The sequence below is a fragment of the Sphingomonas xanthus genome, assembly GCF_007998985.1.
GTDB lineage: Bacteria > Pseudomonadota > Alphaproteobacteria > Sphingomonadales > Sphingomonadaceae > Sphingomicrobium > Sphingomicrobium xanthum.
Window position 1 is genome coordinate 1,450,294 of sequence record NZ_CP041659.1, and the last position, 15,164, is coordinate 1,465,457.

The 15,164-nt window shown below is 64.7% G+C and carries 13 protein-coding genes and 1 tRNA gene; 7 read left to right on the forward strand and 7 right to left on the reverse strand.

Going from position 1 to position 15,164, the window contains the following annotated elements; all coding sequences use genetic code 11:
• Positions 1-723, forward strand: a complete 723-nt coding sequence (gene phbB / locus FMM02_RS07285; protein WP_147494223.1) for an acetoacetyl-CoA reductase — start codon at positions 1-3, stop codon at positions 721-723.
• Between the two features lie 59 nt (positions 724-782).
• Positions 783-1,025 carry a ribbon-helix-helix domain-containing protein gene (locus tag FMM02_RS07290; protein ID WP_147495018.1) on the forward strand — a complete coding sequence of 81 codons (243 nt, stop codon included), beginning with the start codon at positions 783-785 and terminating at the stop codon, positions 1,023-1,025.
• Here the strand turns inward: FMM02_RS07290 and FMM02_RS07295 are convergent.
• From FMM02_RS07295 to FMM02_RS07305, 3 genes are all read right to left on the reverse strand, one after another.
• On the reverse strand, positions 990-1,835 hold the full coding sequence (locus FMM02_RS07295) for an ATP-grasp domain-containing protein (protein ID WP_147494224.1): 846 nt from the start codon (positions 1,833-1,835) through the stop codon (positions 990-992). The genes FMM02_RS07290 and FMM02_RS07295 overlap by 36 nt on opposite strands.
• Positions 1,835-6,484: an NAD-glutamate dehydrogenase gene (locus FMM02_RS07300; RefSeq protein WP_147494225.1), complete on the reverse strand. Its 4,650-nt coding sequence runs from the start codon at positions 6,482-6,484 to the stop codon at positions 1,835-1,837. Before FMM02_RS07300 ends, FMM02_RS07295 begins: the two co-directional genes overlap by 1 nt.
• An 85-nt stretch (positions 6,485-6,569) precedes the next feature.
• The gene (locus tag FMM02_RS07305) at positions 6,570-7,916 is read right to left on the reverse strand and encodes a PAS domain-containing protein (RefSeq protein ID WP_147494226.1); all 1,347 of its coding nucleotides are present in this window, start codon (positions 7,914-7,916) and stop codon (positions 6,570-6,572) included.
• A gap of 144 nt (positions 7,917-8,060) precedes the next feature.
• On the opposite strand from FMM02_RS07305, the gene FMM02_RS07310 reads away from it, so the two are divergent.
• Positions 8,061-8,136, forward strand: a tRNA-Thr gene (locus FMM02_RS07310).
• 75 nt (positions 8,137-8,211) lie between these two features.
• On the opposite strand, the gene FMM02_RS07315 is transcribed toward FMM02_RS07310, so the two are convergent.
• The 4 genes from FMM02_RS07315 to FMM02_RS07330 all read right to left on the reverse strand — a co-directional run bounded on the left by FMM02_RS07315 (position 8,212) and on the right by FMM02_RS07330 (position 11,657).
• Complete coding sequence (locus FMM02_RS07315) at positions 8,212-8,574, reverse strand: UrcA family protein (RefSeq protein ID WP_187107723.1); 363 nt, start codon at positions 8,572-8,574, stop codon at positions 8,212-8,214.
• 219 nt (positions 8,575-8,793) lie between these two features.
• Positions 8,794-10,095 carry a fumarylacetoacetase gene (fahA, locus tag FMM02_RS07320; protein ID WP_147494228.1) on the reverse strand — a complete coding sequence of 434 codons (1,302 nt, stop codon included), beginning with the start codon at positions 10,093-10,095 and terminating at the stop codon, positions 8,794-8,796.
• Entirely contained in the window at positions 10,092-11,378 is a 1,287-nt protein-coding gene (hmgA, locus tag FMM02_RS07325) for a homogentisate 1,2-dioxygenase (protein ID WP_147494229.1), read from the reverse strand. The genes fahA and hmgA overlap by 4 nt, the downstream gene beginning before the upstream one ends.
• A 78-nt stretch (positions 11,379-11,456) precedes the next feature.
• Positions 11,457-11,657, reverse strand: a complete 201-nt coding sequence (locus FMM02_RS07330) for a hypothetical protein (RefSeq protein WP_147494230.1) — start codon at positions 11,655-11,657, stop codon at positions 11,457-11,459.
• Between the two features lie 39 nt (positions 11,658-11,696).
• On the opposite strand from FMM02_RS07330, the gene FMM02_RS07335 reads away from it, so the two are divergent.
• From FMM02_RS07335 to scpA, 4 genes are read left to right on the forward strand one after another with little or no spacing between them, the layout of a single operon-like run.
• The gene (locus FMM02_RS07335; protein ID WP_187107724.1) at positions 11,697-12,293 is read left to right on the forward strand and encodes a thermonuclease family protein; all 597 of its coding nucleotides are present in this window, start codon (positions 11,697-11,699) and stop codon (positions 12,291-12,293) included.
• Positions 12,294-12,312: 19 nt separating this feature from the next.
• Positions 12,313-12,732: a methylmalonyl-CoA epimerase gene (gene mce / locus FMM02_RS07340; RefSeq protein ID WP_147494232.1), complete on the forward strand. Its 420-nt coding sequence runs from the start codon at positions 12,313-12,315 to the stop codon at positions 12,730-12,732.
• Positions 12,732-12,974: a hypothetical protein gene (locus FMM02_RS07345; protein ID WP_147494233.1), complete on the forward strand. Its 243-nt coding sequence runs from the start codon at positions 12,732-12,734 to the stop codon at positions 12,972-12,974. The genes mce and FMM02_RS07345 overlap by 1 nt, the downstream gene beginning before the upstream one ends.
• 44 nt (positions 12,975-13,018) lie before the next feature.
• A complete protein-coding gene (scpA, locus tag FMM02_RS07350; protein ID WP_147494234.1) occupies positions 13,019-15,154 on the forward strand; it encodes a methylmalonyl-CoA mutase in 2,136 nt (711 codons plus the stop codon).
• The last annotated feature ends 10 nt before the right edge of the window (positions 15,155-15,164 follow it).

A 15,164-nucleotide genomic window follows, 5' to 3' on the forward strand; every position in this document is an offset into this window, starting at 1 on the left:
ATGGCGCGAGTGGCGATCGTAACCGGTGGGACGAGAGGGATTGGCGAGGCGATCAGCATCGCGCTCAAGGACATGGGCATGAAGGTCGCGGCCAATTATGCCGGCAACGACGAACGCGCCCGCGAATTTACTGAAAGGACCGGCATCCCCGCCTTCAGATGGGACGTCGCCGACTATGACGCCTGCCAGGAGGGAGTGAAAAAGGTCGAGTCAGAGCTCGGCCCCGTCGACGTGCTGGTCAATAATGCCGGAATTACCCGGGACAGCACGATAAAGCGGCAGAGCCACGAGCAATGGCAGCAAGTGATCGACACCAATCTCGGCGGCTGCTTCAACATGGCCAAGGCGGTTTTCGAAGGGATGGCCGGCCGCGGCTATGGCCGGATCGTTAACATCGGCTCGATTAACGGCCAGGCCGGGCAATATGGCCAGGTCAATTATGCCGCCGCGAAGTCCGGGATTCACGGATTTACCAAGGCATTGGCCCAGGAAGGCGCGCGCAGCGGCGTCACCGTCAACGCCATCGCGCCGGGCTATATCGATACCGACATGGTCGCTGCGGTGCCGCAGGAGGTGCTGGCCAAGATCGTCGCGCGGATTCCGGTCAACCGGCTTGGCAAGGCCGAGGAAATTGCCCGCGGCGTGGCCTTCCTGGTCGATGAAAATGCCGGTTTCGTCACGGGGTCGACTTTGTCGATCAACGGCGGCCAGCATATGTATTGACGACGGCGCCGCGCGCGGTTCCGGCCGCGCAAGGCGTCCAGGCCGTCGGCGGAGCGCGCATGACATTGGGTTCACCGACCAAGCGCTCCGTCACTATCGCGGGGCATGAGACCTCGATCAGCCTGGAGCCGATGTTCTGGGCGGCGCTTGAAGGAGTGGCGCGGGATGAGCGGCTTCCGCTGAACGCGCTGATCGCGCGGATCGATGTTGAGCGGATGGACGGGCCGGGCGACCCGCCCAACCTGACATCGGCCATCCGCCAATGGCTATTTCAGCGCGTCACGAACCGCTGCGGCGAATGACGCACCGCCGTCGGGGGCGTGCTGCAGCCATAGCGAGGGCTCGATCAGTTCCAGTTCGATGATTGCCAGCTCCCCGCCAGGGCCGCGGACCATGTCGACCCGGGCATAGGTGGCGGCGGCGGGCGCTGCGGCCAGCGCGGCGCGCGCCAGTTCGACGGCGCCGTCGGGAGGAGCGCAGGGCATTTCGCTTCCACCAAGGTGCGGCTGGACCCGGTAGTCCCCGCTCTTCGGGCGCTTGACCACGGCATGGCTGAACCGGCCGCCGAACAGCATCAGGCTATATTCGCCCTCCGTGGTGACCGAGGGCAGGAAGGGCTGGATCAGCATCGGCCTGCCGATTGCCGTGGCCGGTATGTCGTCGCCGGGTCCGAGGCGGTGGGTTCCGTCTGCGGAGGCGGATATCGGCGGCTTGATGACAAGCTCCGGTCCAAAGGTTTCGCGCGCGGAGGCCAACGCCTCCCGATTCATCGCCTTTGCCGATCTGGTCGGGATCACTGCGATATCCTTACCGGCGAGCTCGGCAAGATAGCGTTTGTCGCTGTTCCAGCGGAGCAGCGGAACGGGATTGATCGTTGGGATGCGTTCGTGCTCAAGCTGGTCGAGCAGCCCATGCCATCGCGACGGATCGAGATGATAGCCCCAGGTGACCAGCGGCAGGACCACGTCGAACTCGCCGACATCGGCGACGTCGGTCCAAGGCAGGGGCGTGACCTCAAACCCGCCCCGCTCAAGCACCGCTGCCTCGACGTCATAAGCCCAGTCATAGGCCTCCGGAAATGTCGGAGCCGGAACTAGTACTGCGGCGCGCATCAGCGGGACAGGAGGATCCGCGCCTGGCTGGCAATTTGCGCCAACATCGGGGCGGTGACCTGGCCGGCCATCTTGGCGCGCTCCACCAGTCCGCGGAACTGGGCCATGCGGCGTGGATTGCGCAACACCCAATTCTCCACGCTCTGCTCGGGGTCGTCGCCGCGCATGCGCGACAGGAAATCGATCCGCAACTGCTCGAAGTCACGCATCAGCCCGGCCTGGAGCAGCCGTTCCCACTGGTCGGCAGGAACAAAGCGGGCAACCTGCTGATGCGCCCAGTCGATCCCGAGCACTTCGCCAAGCCGGGTATAAGCGGAGGTGAGCGCCAAGGCGTCGGCGTTCTTCGCCGCCGACAGCGCCGAGATACCGAACACGCCGTCGAGCTCATAGAGGCGGACCAAGGCATCGACGATCTGCTGGTCGCTGGTTAGCGCTTCCAGATTTTCCCGTCGCGCCGCGGCTTCGTCGCGGACTTCCGCACGGAGCAGCCGGGTCGCCTTGGATGCGACCTTGTCGAGACCGGGCTGCAGCAGGGCTGCGACCTTCGTGACGCTCGTTTCACCGGCCGCGGCGCGGATGACGTCGCCAAGGTGATTACGAACGCTGCGCGCGGTCCGCGCGAACAGCTCGATCCGGGTCGACTCCGGCACCTCGGCAGCCTCGATCCGGGCCCACAATTGCTTGAGGCCCAGCAGCCGCTCGGTGACCAGGAAGGCGGTCACTACCTGGGGCAGTCCGGCGCCTTCTTCCTCGGTCATGTCGAGGGCGACGCTTGGGCCGAGCCGGTTAACGAGCCGGTTGGCGACCTTGGTAGCAACGATCTGGTGCCGCAGCCGGTGGGCGCGGATGGCATCAGCATGCTTCTGCTGCATCGGCTGCGGAAATGCAGCCATCAACTCGCCCTCAAGGCTCGGGTCGTCAGCGAGCTTCAACTCCTCCGCCGCGTCCTGGAGCATCATTTTCGACATCGACAGCAAGACGGCCAGTTCCGGCCGGGTCAGGCCGCGCGAGTCGAGCGCCCGGCGAAGCAACGCGTCACTGCTTTCCAGGCCTTCGACCTTGCGATCGAGGCGGCCGGAAGCTTCCAGAAGTTCAATCGTGCGGACAAAGCCGGGCAGTCCGGCCGAGCCCCGGGCTTCGGCAACGGAGATCGCCAGCGACTGGAGGCGATTATCCTCCAGCACCAGTTCAGACACTTCCTCGGTCATCCGCGCGAGCAGCTTGTTGCGCTCCGCAGCGTCCAGGCGGCCTTCGCGCATTTCACGGTTGAGCGGGATCTTGATGTTGACTTCATTATCCGAGCAATCGACGCCCGCCGAATTGTCGATGAAGTCGGTATTGATCCGTCCGCCGTGCGCGGCGAATTCGATCCGCGCAGCCTGGTTGATCGCCAGGTTGGCGCCCTCGCCAATCACTTTCGCCCGGACTTCCCGGGCATCGACCCGCAGGCTGTCGTTGGCGGGGTCGCCGACCTGGGCGTTGGTCTGATAGCTCGCCTTGATATAGGTGCCGATGCCGCCGAACCAAAGCAGGTCGACCGGCGCCTTGAGGATCGCCGAAATGAGGCTCGACGGGTCGATCGTGTCGACGTCGAGGCCAAGCGCGGCCTTGGCTTCGGGGGTAAGGTCAATCGACTTCTGGCTGCGCGGGACGATCATCCCGCCCTTCGACAGCAGCTTGCGGTCATAATCGTCCCAGCTCGACCGGGGGAGATTGAACATCCGCTCGCGCTCGCTCCAGCTACCCGCGGGATCGGGATTGGGATCGATGAAGATGTGGCGGTGGTCAAAGGCGGCGACCAGCTTGATCGCCTGGCTCAGCAGCATGCCGTTGCCGAACACGTCGCCCGACATGTCGCCGCAGCCCGCGACCCGGACCGGATCATGCTGAACATCGATCCCCATTTCGAGGAAGTGGCGCTGGACGGAGATCCAGGCGCCCTTGGCGGTAATCCCCATCGCCTTGTGGTCGTAGCCGTTCGAACCGCCCGAGGCGAAGGCGTCGCCGAGCCAGAAATTGCGTTCCAGGGCGATGGCGTTGGCAACGTCGGAGAAGGTTGCGGTGCCCTTGTCGGCCGCGACGACGAAATACGGGTCTTCGCCGTCGCGAATTACCACGCGATCGGGATGGACGACCTTGTCCTCGACGATATTGTCGGTGACCGACAGCAAGGAGCGGATGAAGATCCGATAGCTCTCGGTCCCTTCGGCCAGCCAGCCGTCGCGGTCGACCGATGGGCTGGGCAGCTGCTTGGCATAGAAACCGCCCTTCGCGCCCGTCGGCACGATGACGGCATTCTTGACCAGCTGGGCCTTCATCAGCCCGAGGATTTCGGTGCGGAAATCGTCGCGCCGGTCGGACCAGCGCAGCCCGCCGCGGGCGATCGGTCCACCGCGCAGGTGAATGCCCTCGACCCGTGGTGAATAGACCCAGATCTCGCGATAGGGGATCGGCGCGGGGAGGCCGGGGACCTGCTTGGAATCGATCTTGAAGGCCAGCGCTTCGGCGGCGGCGGGGGCAAAGGCGTTGGTGCGCAGGGTCGCGCCGACGACCGCACGCATCAAACGAAGAATCCGGTCATCGTCGATTCCGCGGACGTCCTTCAGCGCTTCGTCGAAGGTTGCGGCGGCAAGCTCGACCGCTTCGTCGCGGTTCTTGCTGCGGCTGGGGTCGTGCAGGGCTTGGAACAGGTCGACCAGCGCCATCGTCGCGGCGGGGGCCAGGCGCAGGGCATCGACCACCGTCGCGAGACCGAAAGCAACGCCCGTCTGGCGGAGGTAACGGAACCAGGCGCGCAACCACACGACCGGCTGCATGTCCAGGCCCGCCGACAGGACAAGCTGGTTGAAGGCATCATTTTCGGCGACGCCGCCGAGCACGTCGATGACCGCGCGTTCAAGCATCGGCGCAATTTCCAGCACCGAGTCGATGCTCGCCCCAATCGGCAATTCCAGCATGAAGTCATGGATGTGCGCGCCGTCGGAATTTTCCAGCTCGGTCGGCACTTCCTCCAGTACCCGGAAGCCGAAATTCTCCAGCACCGGCACCGCTTCGGACAATGGGATCAGACCGCCGCGACGATAGATCTTGAGGCGCAAATGTTCGCCGTCGGCGCTGAGCTCGCGATAGAAGCGCGCGTCGCGGGTGCCGTCGCTGGTCAGTCGGTCGAGACGCAGCACGTCCTCGGCAGCGTCTTCGGGACCTGTGTGCAGCCGATAGGATTCGGGAAAATTTGGCGCATGGGTCAGGGTCAGCCGGGTCGCGCGTCCGGTGCCGACGCGGTCTGCCAGCGCCTCCTCGACGCTTGGCCGCCAGCCACGGACCATCGAGTCGAGCCGGCGGTCGAGCAGCTTGACGTCCGGGGTCGGGTCATCGCTTTCGATGTCGAGCATGTAGCGCAGCAGCGCGAGGTCGCCTTCGCCAAGCTCCACTGACCAGCTGCTGACCGGACGGCCGGTAGCCTCCTCGAGCATCCGCCCGATATCGGTGCGGCGGCGGGTGTTCAGTTCTTCGCGCGGAAGCCAAACGAACGCGAACAAATGGCCACCGAGGATGCTGCGCAACAGCAGGATCGCGGGACGAGGCCGGTCGGCGAGCGACATCGCCATGGTGATCAGTTCCCGGCCGCTGTCCTCGCTGAGATTGATCAGCAAGTCGCGCGGGACCGAGGCGACCGCATGGCGGAGCGCCTTGCCGCTGTGGCCGGTCGGGTCGAAGCCGAACGTCTTGTCGAGCTCGAGCAGCCGCTTCCTCAGGATTGGCACTTCCTCAGTGGGAAGGATCAGTGCCTGACTGGTCCACAGTCCGGCGTGAACGCCGATTGCGCTGACCTTTCCGCCCTTGCGGATCGGGACTGCGACCAGGTCGAGCGGAACCCGGCGGTGAACGGTCGACAGCCGTTCGGCCTTGGCCAGCAAGGGGACTTCGCCGCCCTCTTCGAAATAGCGGATCGCGCCTTCGGCGCCGCCCTTGTCGGTGGGCAGGCCGGGGATGGAAAAAATCCCCAACGCCTCCGATGGCTCCTCGCCCACCTTTTCGACATGGTAGCCGAGCAGAGTCATCGCCCCGTCGGCGAACCAGTTGAGCAGTGCAGCGCCTTCGGGGTCGCCGACGGCAGCGGCATCGTCGCGCATCTTCTGCTGCATAGACTTCCAGTCGCGCACGGCGGCCCGGACATCGGCAAGCACGGCGCGCAGTTCTTCGACCAGCTCGCGGCGGCCCCGGGCGTGCGTGCGATCGAGCTCGATATACATCATCGACTCGCGGCGCTTGGGGTCGTCGCAGCGCAGCTCCACATTCTGAAGCTTGCCGCCGCCATCACGGCGTACGCAGATCACCGGATGAAGCAGGCGGTAGATCGTCAGGTGGCGCGCAGCGATGGCATTGGCCACCGAGTCGACCAGAAAGGGCATGTCGTCATTGACGATCGCCAGCCGCATCCGGCGGCGACCGAGGGTCACTCCCGTCGATTCCAGGCAAATTGCCAGTTCGTCGGGCATGCGGGCCGAGGCGACCTCGGCCAGGAATTGCGCCGCCGACTCCTGTTCGGCCGCGGTGAACCCTTCCAGTTCCCCCGCCAGAGCATTGCTGACCAGTGCCCGCTGTAACTCGCCAACCGTCGACGTCTTGTCGCGCGTAGTGACCGTCATCTCTCGCTATTGCTCCGCCTGCTCGGGATGCGGCGGGGCCTAGTCCCGCTCGCTGCGTTAGGCAACAGTGGGTGGGACGGATGGTTCAGGAAGCGGCGCGGCGGATCGCTCGCTCAAGCATTGCCGGATCGGCGACGAGTTCGATCGCCTCATGCACCCCATCGGCATTGCGCCGCGTCAACACCAGCGCAAATTCCTGGTTGGTTGCAAGCTGAGCAAGAGTAATGGGCCTCGCAGCGCGCAGGGCGGCCTTGCCCAATGCGACCCGGTCTTCAGCCGGCTTGTCAGGCCGGCGCGCCTTGCGTTCAGCGGCGACGAGGCCCTTGAGGCCACCATCCGCCTGCTCGACAAAGTCGACGAACCCGCCGAAGTCGACCTTCTGCCGTTCGGCATAGCTCAGCGCAGCTGCAAACTCGGTCAGGCGCGTCTTGTCATAATCGATTCCGAAGACCAGCTTGACGATCGGCGTCATCGGCGCGCGGGCCTGCGACTTCACCCCTGCATCGTCGAGGATTTCGGCATAATCGTCGGGCACGCGCTTGGCGGCGACGGCGAAATCATAGGCCATCGCCAGTGCGCGGTAGAGCGCGGCACGGCTGCGGCCGTCCTGCTGCTTGCAAATCTCGGCGCTTTCGCGAGCCGCCCAAAGCCGGTCGGCGAGCCCGGCGTCCGGGTCGAGCGCGACCTCCTCATCCTCGTCGCCAGTCTGTTCGCCCCCTGCGGCGTCGGCCAGCGGGCCATCTTCCCAGGCCAGATGGGCTGTGGCCAGGTCAGCGGCCGGCCCGGCCGGAAGTGCATCGACCAGCTCCAGCAGGTCCTCGCCGGATTCCTCTTCGCCGTATTCCTCGTCGGCGCCGTCAATCGGCGGGAGGACAGGGCGGATCACCTGCGGCTGGGCGGCGCTTTCGCCGACATCCTTCCAATTGATCACGCCGTAGATGAAATCGATCGTGTCGCCGTCCGAGCTGAACGGCATCAGGATACCGCGATAGCAGATCGACCGGCCGCGCTGATTGACGAACTCGGCTTCGAAACCGACCGGCGCTCGGTTGGCGATGATCTGCAGATAATGGTCGGTCAGCCGCGACAGCAGCGAGCGGCCGGGGACTTCGGCGATACTTTTTATATCGTCTGCCAGCCCGCATTCCTCGCGGATCGCGGTGCCGATGTAGGGGGTCGCCGGATTGTCGCCGCCCTCGGTGAAGTCAAGCAGCACCGAATGGGGGGCGAAATCCTGGATATTGCCCGGCTCCAGGTCTTCGATCGAAGGATAATCGCGGCCGTTAAGAAGTGAGCACCAGTAATTGTAGGCGCGCACGTGCATCCGCCGCTCGTCGGCGCCGATTGCCGCCGACACGTCCTGCTGCGGCGCGTCGACGGCCACGGCACAGGATGTCTCAAACTCGTTCGGATGGTCGGCAAAATTGTCCACGCGCTTTTCCCGCAAATCTCCGTTTCCGGGTTAATTTCAACGGAAAGGGTTGCGAAACAGTTAAGTATAACTGCGCGCGCCATGGGCCTTGCGAGGGTTGGGTGGCTTGTGTAGGGGCGCTGTTCGCGCGCCGGCCCGGCCGATGCCGCTTTAGCTCAGTTGGTAGAGCACCTCATTCGTAATGAGGGGGTCACAGGTTCGAGTCCTGTAAGCGGCACCATTTTCCCGGCTGGAAATCCCGCCATTGCGAAGATGGCGGGAACGCTGCCCCTTGAGGCAACGTCCCGCCATTCGCTCAGTTGGCGGGAACGCTGATGGTGATCGCGGTAGCCGCGATCGAGGTCGTCCCTGTTTGCGCCAGTTGCCGTGCGCGCTCGACCGCTTGGGCGATCTGCGGACGGGCATGATCCCACGCGCCGCCGGCGCAGCGCTTGTATTGAATGACTTCCGAGCCGCGCTGCCCGATGTCGAACAGGCAGACCCGCTCGACCGCGCGATCGACACGGCCATTCAGCTTCTTCTCGCCGCTGGTCGAGGCGAGGTTGAGATCCGCATAGGAAACGCGCTCCGTGCGGATATTCTGGTCCGGTTCGCCATAAACGACGACCGGGCTGTCCTGCGCGCCGGCGGGCGCTGCAAGGACGAGAGATGCCGTCACCCCTGACAGAACGGCTGCAGTCAAAGACCGATTCAACCGGTTAAACATCTCAATTCTCCCTAACAGGCCTTCCTCGGATGGAAGGACTGGGGAGGTTGATGAACCTTCAGCGGACGAGTCGCATCTTAACTTCGATTAACATTGCCGCAGCTTCGCCGGGTGGCGGTGCTCTGCGTTGAACGCACCGGTGGCGTCGACAAATCTACGAACGGCGGAGGGTCAAGGCTGTGCCGGCAGAACCCGGCCGACGCAGGTTCCAAAGCCGATGCGGACCGCGCCGGGAGCCTCGCAATGCGCGGCAAGCTCAAGCTCGTCGCCATCCTCGAGGAAAGCGCGGGTCTCGCCGCTGGCAAGGCTGATCGGCGCCTTGCCGCCGCGGCTGATCTCCAGCAGTGAACCCAAGCCATTGTCGTCCGCTGTCGACAGCGTACCCGTCCCGATCAGGTCGCCGGGTTGGAGGTTGCAGCCATTGGATGCGTGGTGAGTGACGATCTGCGCCGCCGACCAGTACATCGCTGCGGCCGCCTCGCCTTGGCTCAGCCGATGCGGCTTCAGCCCCGCCTCGCGCATCTTTGCGGTCGACAGGGTAACGTCCAGCTTGATTGCCAGTCCGCCGTTCGCTTGGTCGGCGTCGTCGGCCAGGTAGGGGAGCGGGGCCGGGTCGCCCTCGGGCCGCGCCGGCATCGGCTTGCGGAACGGGGCCAGTGCCTCGGGGGTGACGACCCAAGGTGAGATGCTGGTCAGGAAATTCTTGGCAAGAAACGGGCCCAGCGGCTGATATTCCCAGGCCTGAAGGTCGCGCGCCGACCAGTCGTTGAGGAGGCAATAGCCGGCGATATGGTCGGCCGCCTCTCCGATCAGGATGGTTTGGCCCAGCCGATTGCCGCGGCCGATGAAGATGCCAAGCTCCAGTTCATAATCGAGGCGGCGCGAGGGACCATATGCGGGCGTGTCCGCTTCCGGCGGCTTGCGCTGCCCGCTGGGCCGGACCACCGCTTCCCCCGACGGACGGACTGAACTGGCCCGGCCGTGATAGCCGATCGGCACATATTTATAATTGGGAAGCAAGGGATTGTCGGGCCGGAATTGCCGCCCGACGTTGGTGGCATGATGGATGCCGACGTAAAAGTCGGTGTAGTCGCCGATCGCGCAGGGCAGGTGCATGGTCGCTTCCCGCTGCGCCACTAGATGCGGTTCAATTTCGGCGCGGCGGCTCTCATCGCAAAGCATTGCCGACAGCATCCGGCGCAGAGCGCGGGAATCCGCGGCGCCCCGCCCGAACCAGTCATTGAGGGCTGAGCCGGACAGCGCGCCGCTCCAGGAGGGGTCGAGCAGGCCGGCTTTCGCCGCGCCGCGCAGGTCGAGGATCATCTCGCCGATCGCGACCCCGATCCGGGGGTCTTCGCCGGCCGCCGAAAAAACGCCCAGCGGAAGGTTTTGGACCGGAAAGTCGGGATGGCCGTTGGCGCTATCGATCCAGCTGGTGCGGGCCGGGTCGTGGGTTTCATCGATCATGGTCATTGGGGAAGCTGCGCTTTCGGGAAATCGGCCCAGGCCAGGTCATAGTCGCTTTGCGCATGCTGGAGCGCAAAGGCTGTCGGGCGGTAAGGCCAGCAGCTTTCGACCATGAAGGCCATCGTGCCCTCGATCTTGACCGGCCGGAGCTCGGCTTCGCTGGCTTTGCGCCAGCTGTCGACGTCGGGTCCGTGCCCGCTCATCAGGTTATGCAGGGAAAGTCCGCCGGGGCGGAAGCCTTCGGCCTTGGCATCATAATCGCCATGGATCAGCCCCATTGCCTCGCTCATCACGTTGCGGTGGAACCAGGGCGGGCGAAACGTATCTTCCCCGACCATCCAGCGCGGCGGGAAGATGACGAAATCGGCATTGGCGCGGCCCGGGGTATCCGACGGGCTGGTCAGCACGGTGAAGATCGACGGGTCGGGATGGTCGAAGCTGACCGTGCCGATGGTGTTAAACCGGGCCAGCTCATAGCGGAAGGGCGCGAGATTGCCGTGCCAGGCGACGACGTCGAGCGGGCTGTGGTCGAGCGTCGTCGTCCACAAGGACCCGAGATATTTCTGAATGACTTCGCAGGGGCGGTCGACATTTTCAAAGGCCGCGACGGGCGACTGGAAGTCGCGCGGGTTGGCAAGACCGTTGGATCCGATCGGCCCGAGGTCCGGCAGGCGGAACATCGCGCCATGGTTCTCGGCGACATAGCCGCGCGCTTCGCCCTCGATATCGACGCGGAACCGAATGCCGCGCGGAATCAGCGCGATCCAGCCCGGCGCGACTTCCATCCGGCCCATCTCGGTGAAAAGGTGCAACGTGCCCGACTGGGGAATGAGCAGCAGCTCTCCGTCGGCATTGACGAACAGGCGATCGGTCATCGACCGGGTCGCCCGATAGAGGTGGATCGCAACGCCCTCCAGGCTGGCCGGATCGCGGTTGGCCATCATCGTTACCAGCCCGTCGATAAAGTCGGCGTCGTCGGCGAGGCTGGCCGGAGGATCCCACCGAAGCCGGTTGGGCGCCAGCGGCGCGTCGCTGGTGCCGGGCGCGAACAGGCTGGCGCCTTGGTAAGGAGTGAAGGGGCGATGATCCGCGGTCGGGCGCATCCGGTACAGCCAGCTGCGGCGGTTTTCATGACGGGGCGCGGTAAAGGCGCTTCCCGAGACTTGTTCGGCATAAAGGCCGAATGCGGGACGCTGCGGGCTGTTCCGGCCCTTGGGCAAGGCGCCTGCGACCGCCTCTGTTTCGAAGTGACCGCCGAAACCGGTCAGATAGGGTAGCTGGTTGGCCACGAGACGCGAAAACCCCCTCGACTGGATCAATCGAGGGGGTCGTTACGCGTGTCTGCCACGCCGGTCAAAGCGCGACCGTCAGTTGACGTTGACCTCGATCTTGTCCGGGATGCTGATCTCGGTCTTCTCGGCCCCGAAGCCGAGCTGGTCGCGGAAAAGGAACAGCAGGACCAGGACGACGATCACCAGCAGCACTATTGCCAGCACGCCGCCACCACCGCCACCGCCATCGGTTTCAACGATGGTCGTGCGCTCCACCGTATCGCGTTCGTCAACCATATGATCACTCCCTGTTTACTTCGTTGGCGAAACGAACGGTTGACTGGACTGCGGGTTCCGCAATTTTCCTCGACTGCCGCGCTGGCCAATTTTGTCCAGTTCGGCCATGACCCGAACATGGCCCGTAGCAAGTCCCGGCCCGTTGGCCGCCCGCCCTTCTTTCGCCCCACGCGCCGCGGACTGCGCAGGACTCTTTGGCTGGTGCCGTTGCTGCTCATGGCAGGAGCCCTGCTCGACCCCGCGCTGGTTGCCCCGGTCGGACCGCTGGCGGCCCAGCCCGAGCGGATCGAAACGCAATTCAGCGTCTGTGGTCCGGGGCGCGGTCCGGCCTGCGTAATCGATGGCGACACGATCAAATTTGGCCAGCGCAAGGTTCGTATCACTGGGATCGACGCACCGGAACTGGCGAATCCGCGTTGCCCGGAGGAAGCGGCACTGGCGCGCAAGTCGGCGGCGAGGCTTCGGGACCTGCTCAACCAGGGTTCGTTCGAAATGGTCGGCCACCGACTGCACGGCCAGGACGGCTACGGCCGCGACCTGAGGGTGCTTCGGCGCGGCGATGTGTCGATCGGCGGCCAGCTGATCGACGAGGGGTTGGCACATCGGTATATCGGCTCCAAGCGCAGCTGGTGCTGAACCCAGGGAAGAACCAACAATGAAACTTGGCAGGCTCAACCATGTCGGGGTCGCCACCCCGTCGATCGAACGGTCAGTCGCGATCTACCGCGACCGTTTGGGCGCGGAAGTGGTACGCGAACCGTTCGACCTTCCGGCTCAGGGTGTGCGGGTCTGTTTCGTCGACACCCCCAATAGCCAGATCGAGCTGATCGAACCATTGGGTGCGGATTCGCCGATCCTCAAGTTCCTCGAACGCAATCCCGAAGGCGGGCAGCATCATCTGTGCTTTGAAGTTTCTGATATCGCGCAGGCGCGCGACTTTTTCGAAAGCGGCGCTGTGCGCATCCTCGGCCCAACCCGCATCGGCGCTCACGGGACGCCGATCTTCTTCCTTCACCCCAAGGATATGGGCGGGGTGCTGACCGAGATCATGGAAAGCCCGAAGCAGGCTCATTGATGCCCCGCGGTGAAGACCTGTTGCTTGGCCTTGTAGCGCTGCTGCTTGCGGCTCTCTTGGCGCGGCGGATTTACGTCGCCATGGGGACCGGGGAAATCCCCCTTTACCGGACACGGATCAAGCGAAGCGTGGCGGGTGAGGGCAAGTTTCGGGCGCTGGTCGCGCTCAATGCGCTGGTCGCGCTTGGAATCCTGCTGATCGCTGCCGACCTGCTGTTCGGCCTGGGCCTGCGTCCGCGTTAGGGCGATTGGCAGGCGCGGGCAGGGGCGCTAGGGGCATTGGCGACATGACCGAAAAGCCGATGCCCAACGATTGGAAAAGCCTCGCCGACAAGGAATCGAAAGGCCGCTCGCTCGAACGCGAGACGCCCGAGGGCATCCGGCTGAAGAATGTCTATGGCCCCGAAGATTCGGCGCACATCGACAGCGGCTATCCAGGCCTGCCGCCATACACCCGCGGCCCCTACGCGACGATGTATGCGGGCCGTCCCTGGACCATCCGCCAATATGCCGGCTTCTCGACCGCCGAGGAATCGAACGCATTCTACCGCCGCAACCTGGCCGCCGGGCAGAAGGGCCTGTCGGTGGCTTTCGACCTCGCCACCCACCGCGGCTACGACAGCGACCATCCGCGCGTCGCCGGCGACGTCGGCAAGGCTGGCGTCGCGATTGACAGCGTCGAGGACATGAAATTGCTGTTCGACGGCATCCCGCTCGATGAAATGTCGGTTAGCATGACGATGAACGGCGCGGTGCTGCCGGTCATGGCTTTCTACATTGTAGCCGGCGAGGAACAGGGCGTCGATCGCGCCAGGCTCAGCGGCACGATCCAGAACGACATCCTCAAGGAGTTCGCGGTCCGCAACACCTATATCTATCCGCCCGAACCGAGCATGCGGATCGTCAGCGACATCATCGCTTTCACCTCCGTCGAAATGCCGAAGTTCAACAGCATTTCCATCTCGGGCTATCATATGCACGAAGCCGGTGCGACGGCGGTCCAGGAGCTTGCCTACACGCTTGCCGACGGCATGGCCTATGTCCGCGCAGCGGTGGAAGCGGGCCTCGACATCGACGCCTTTGCGCCGCGGCTGAGCTTCTTCTTCGGGATCGGCATGAACTTGTTCATGGAAGTCGCCAAGCTGCGCGCCGCCCGGACGCTGTGGGCGCGGATCATGACCGACCTTGGCGCCAGGACCGAGAAGTCGAAGCTGCTTCGGACCCACTGCCAGACCAGCGGCGTGTCGCTAACCGAGCAGGACCCTTATAACAATATCGTCCGGACGACGATCGAGGCGCTTGCCGCGGTTCTTGGCGGCACCCAGTCGCTGCACACCAATTCGTTCGACGAAGCGATTGCATTGCCGACCGATTTTTCGGCACGAATTGCCCGCAATACCCAGCTGATTCTGGCCGAGGAAAGCGGCGTCACCGCAGTCGCCGACCCGCTCGGCGGAAGCTATTATGTGGAAGCCTTGACCCGCGAGCTTGAGGACAAGGCCTGGGCGCTGATCGAGGAAGTCGAACAGCATGGCGGGATGACCAAGGCGGTCGCCGAAGGCTTGCCCAAACAGCGCATCGAGGAAGCGTCCGCCGAGCGCGCGGCCAAGGTCGATACCGGCGAGACGGTGATCGTCGGGGTCAACCGTTACCGGCTGGAAAATGAGCCGCATCTCGACATCCTTGAGGTCGACAATGCCAAGGTCCGCGCGGGGCAGATCGCGCGGTTGGAGACGATGCGCGCAGGCCGGGATGACAAGGCTGTGTCCGCCGCGCTGGATGCGCTGGAGGCCGGGGCGAAGGGCAATGCCAACCTGCTCGCACTGGCGGTCGACGCGGCGCGCGTCCGCGCCTCGCTAGGGGAGATTTCCGACGCTCTGGAGCGGGCGTTCGGCCGTTATCATACCAAGCCGCATCCCGTCAGCGGCATTTATGGCAAGCGTGACGACGGCCGCTGGAAAGCCGCGGTCGCGGGCACCCAAGCCGTCACGCAGCGGCTTGGCCGCAAGCCGCGCGTTCTTGTCGCCAAGATGGGCCAAGACGGCCACGATCGCGGCGCCAACCTCGTCAGCTCGGCCTTCGGCGACCTTGGCTTCGAGGTGATCGCCGGCCCCTTGTTCCAGACCCCGCGCGAAACGGCGGAAATGGCTGTCGAACATGACGTCGACGTGGTCGGAGCCTCGTCGCTCGCGGCAGGGCACAAGACTTTGATCCCCGAGCTGATCGGCCACCTGCGCGACATGGACCGGGCGGATATCAAGGTCGTCGCCGGCGGCGTAATCCCGCCCCAGGATTACGACTTCCTGCGTCGGGCCGGCGTGCAAGCGATCTTCGGGCCTGGGACGAATTTGGCGGACGCGGCGGACGAGGTTCTGCGACTGCTCGGCCACAACAGGCCGCCGGTTGATGAGGCAGCGGAATGACAAAACGGGA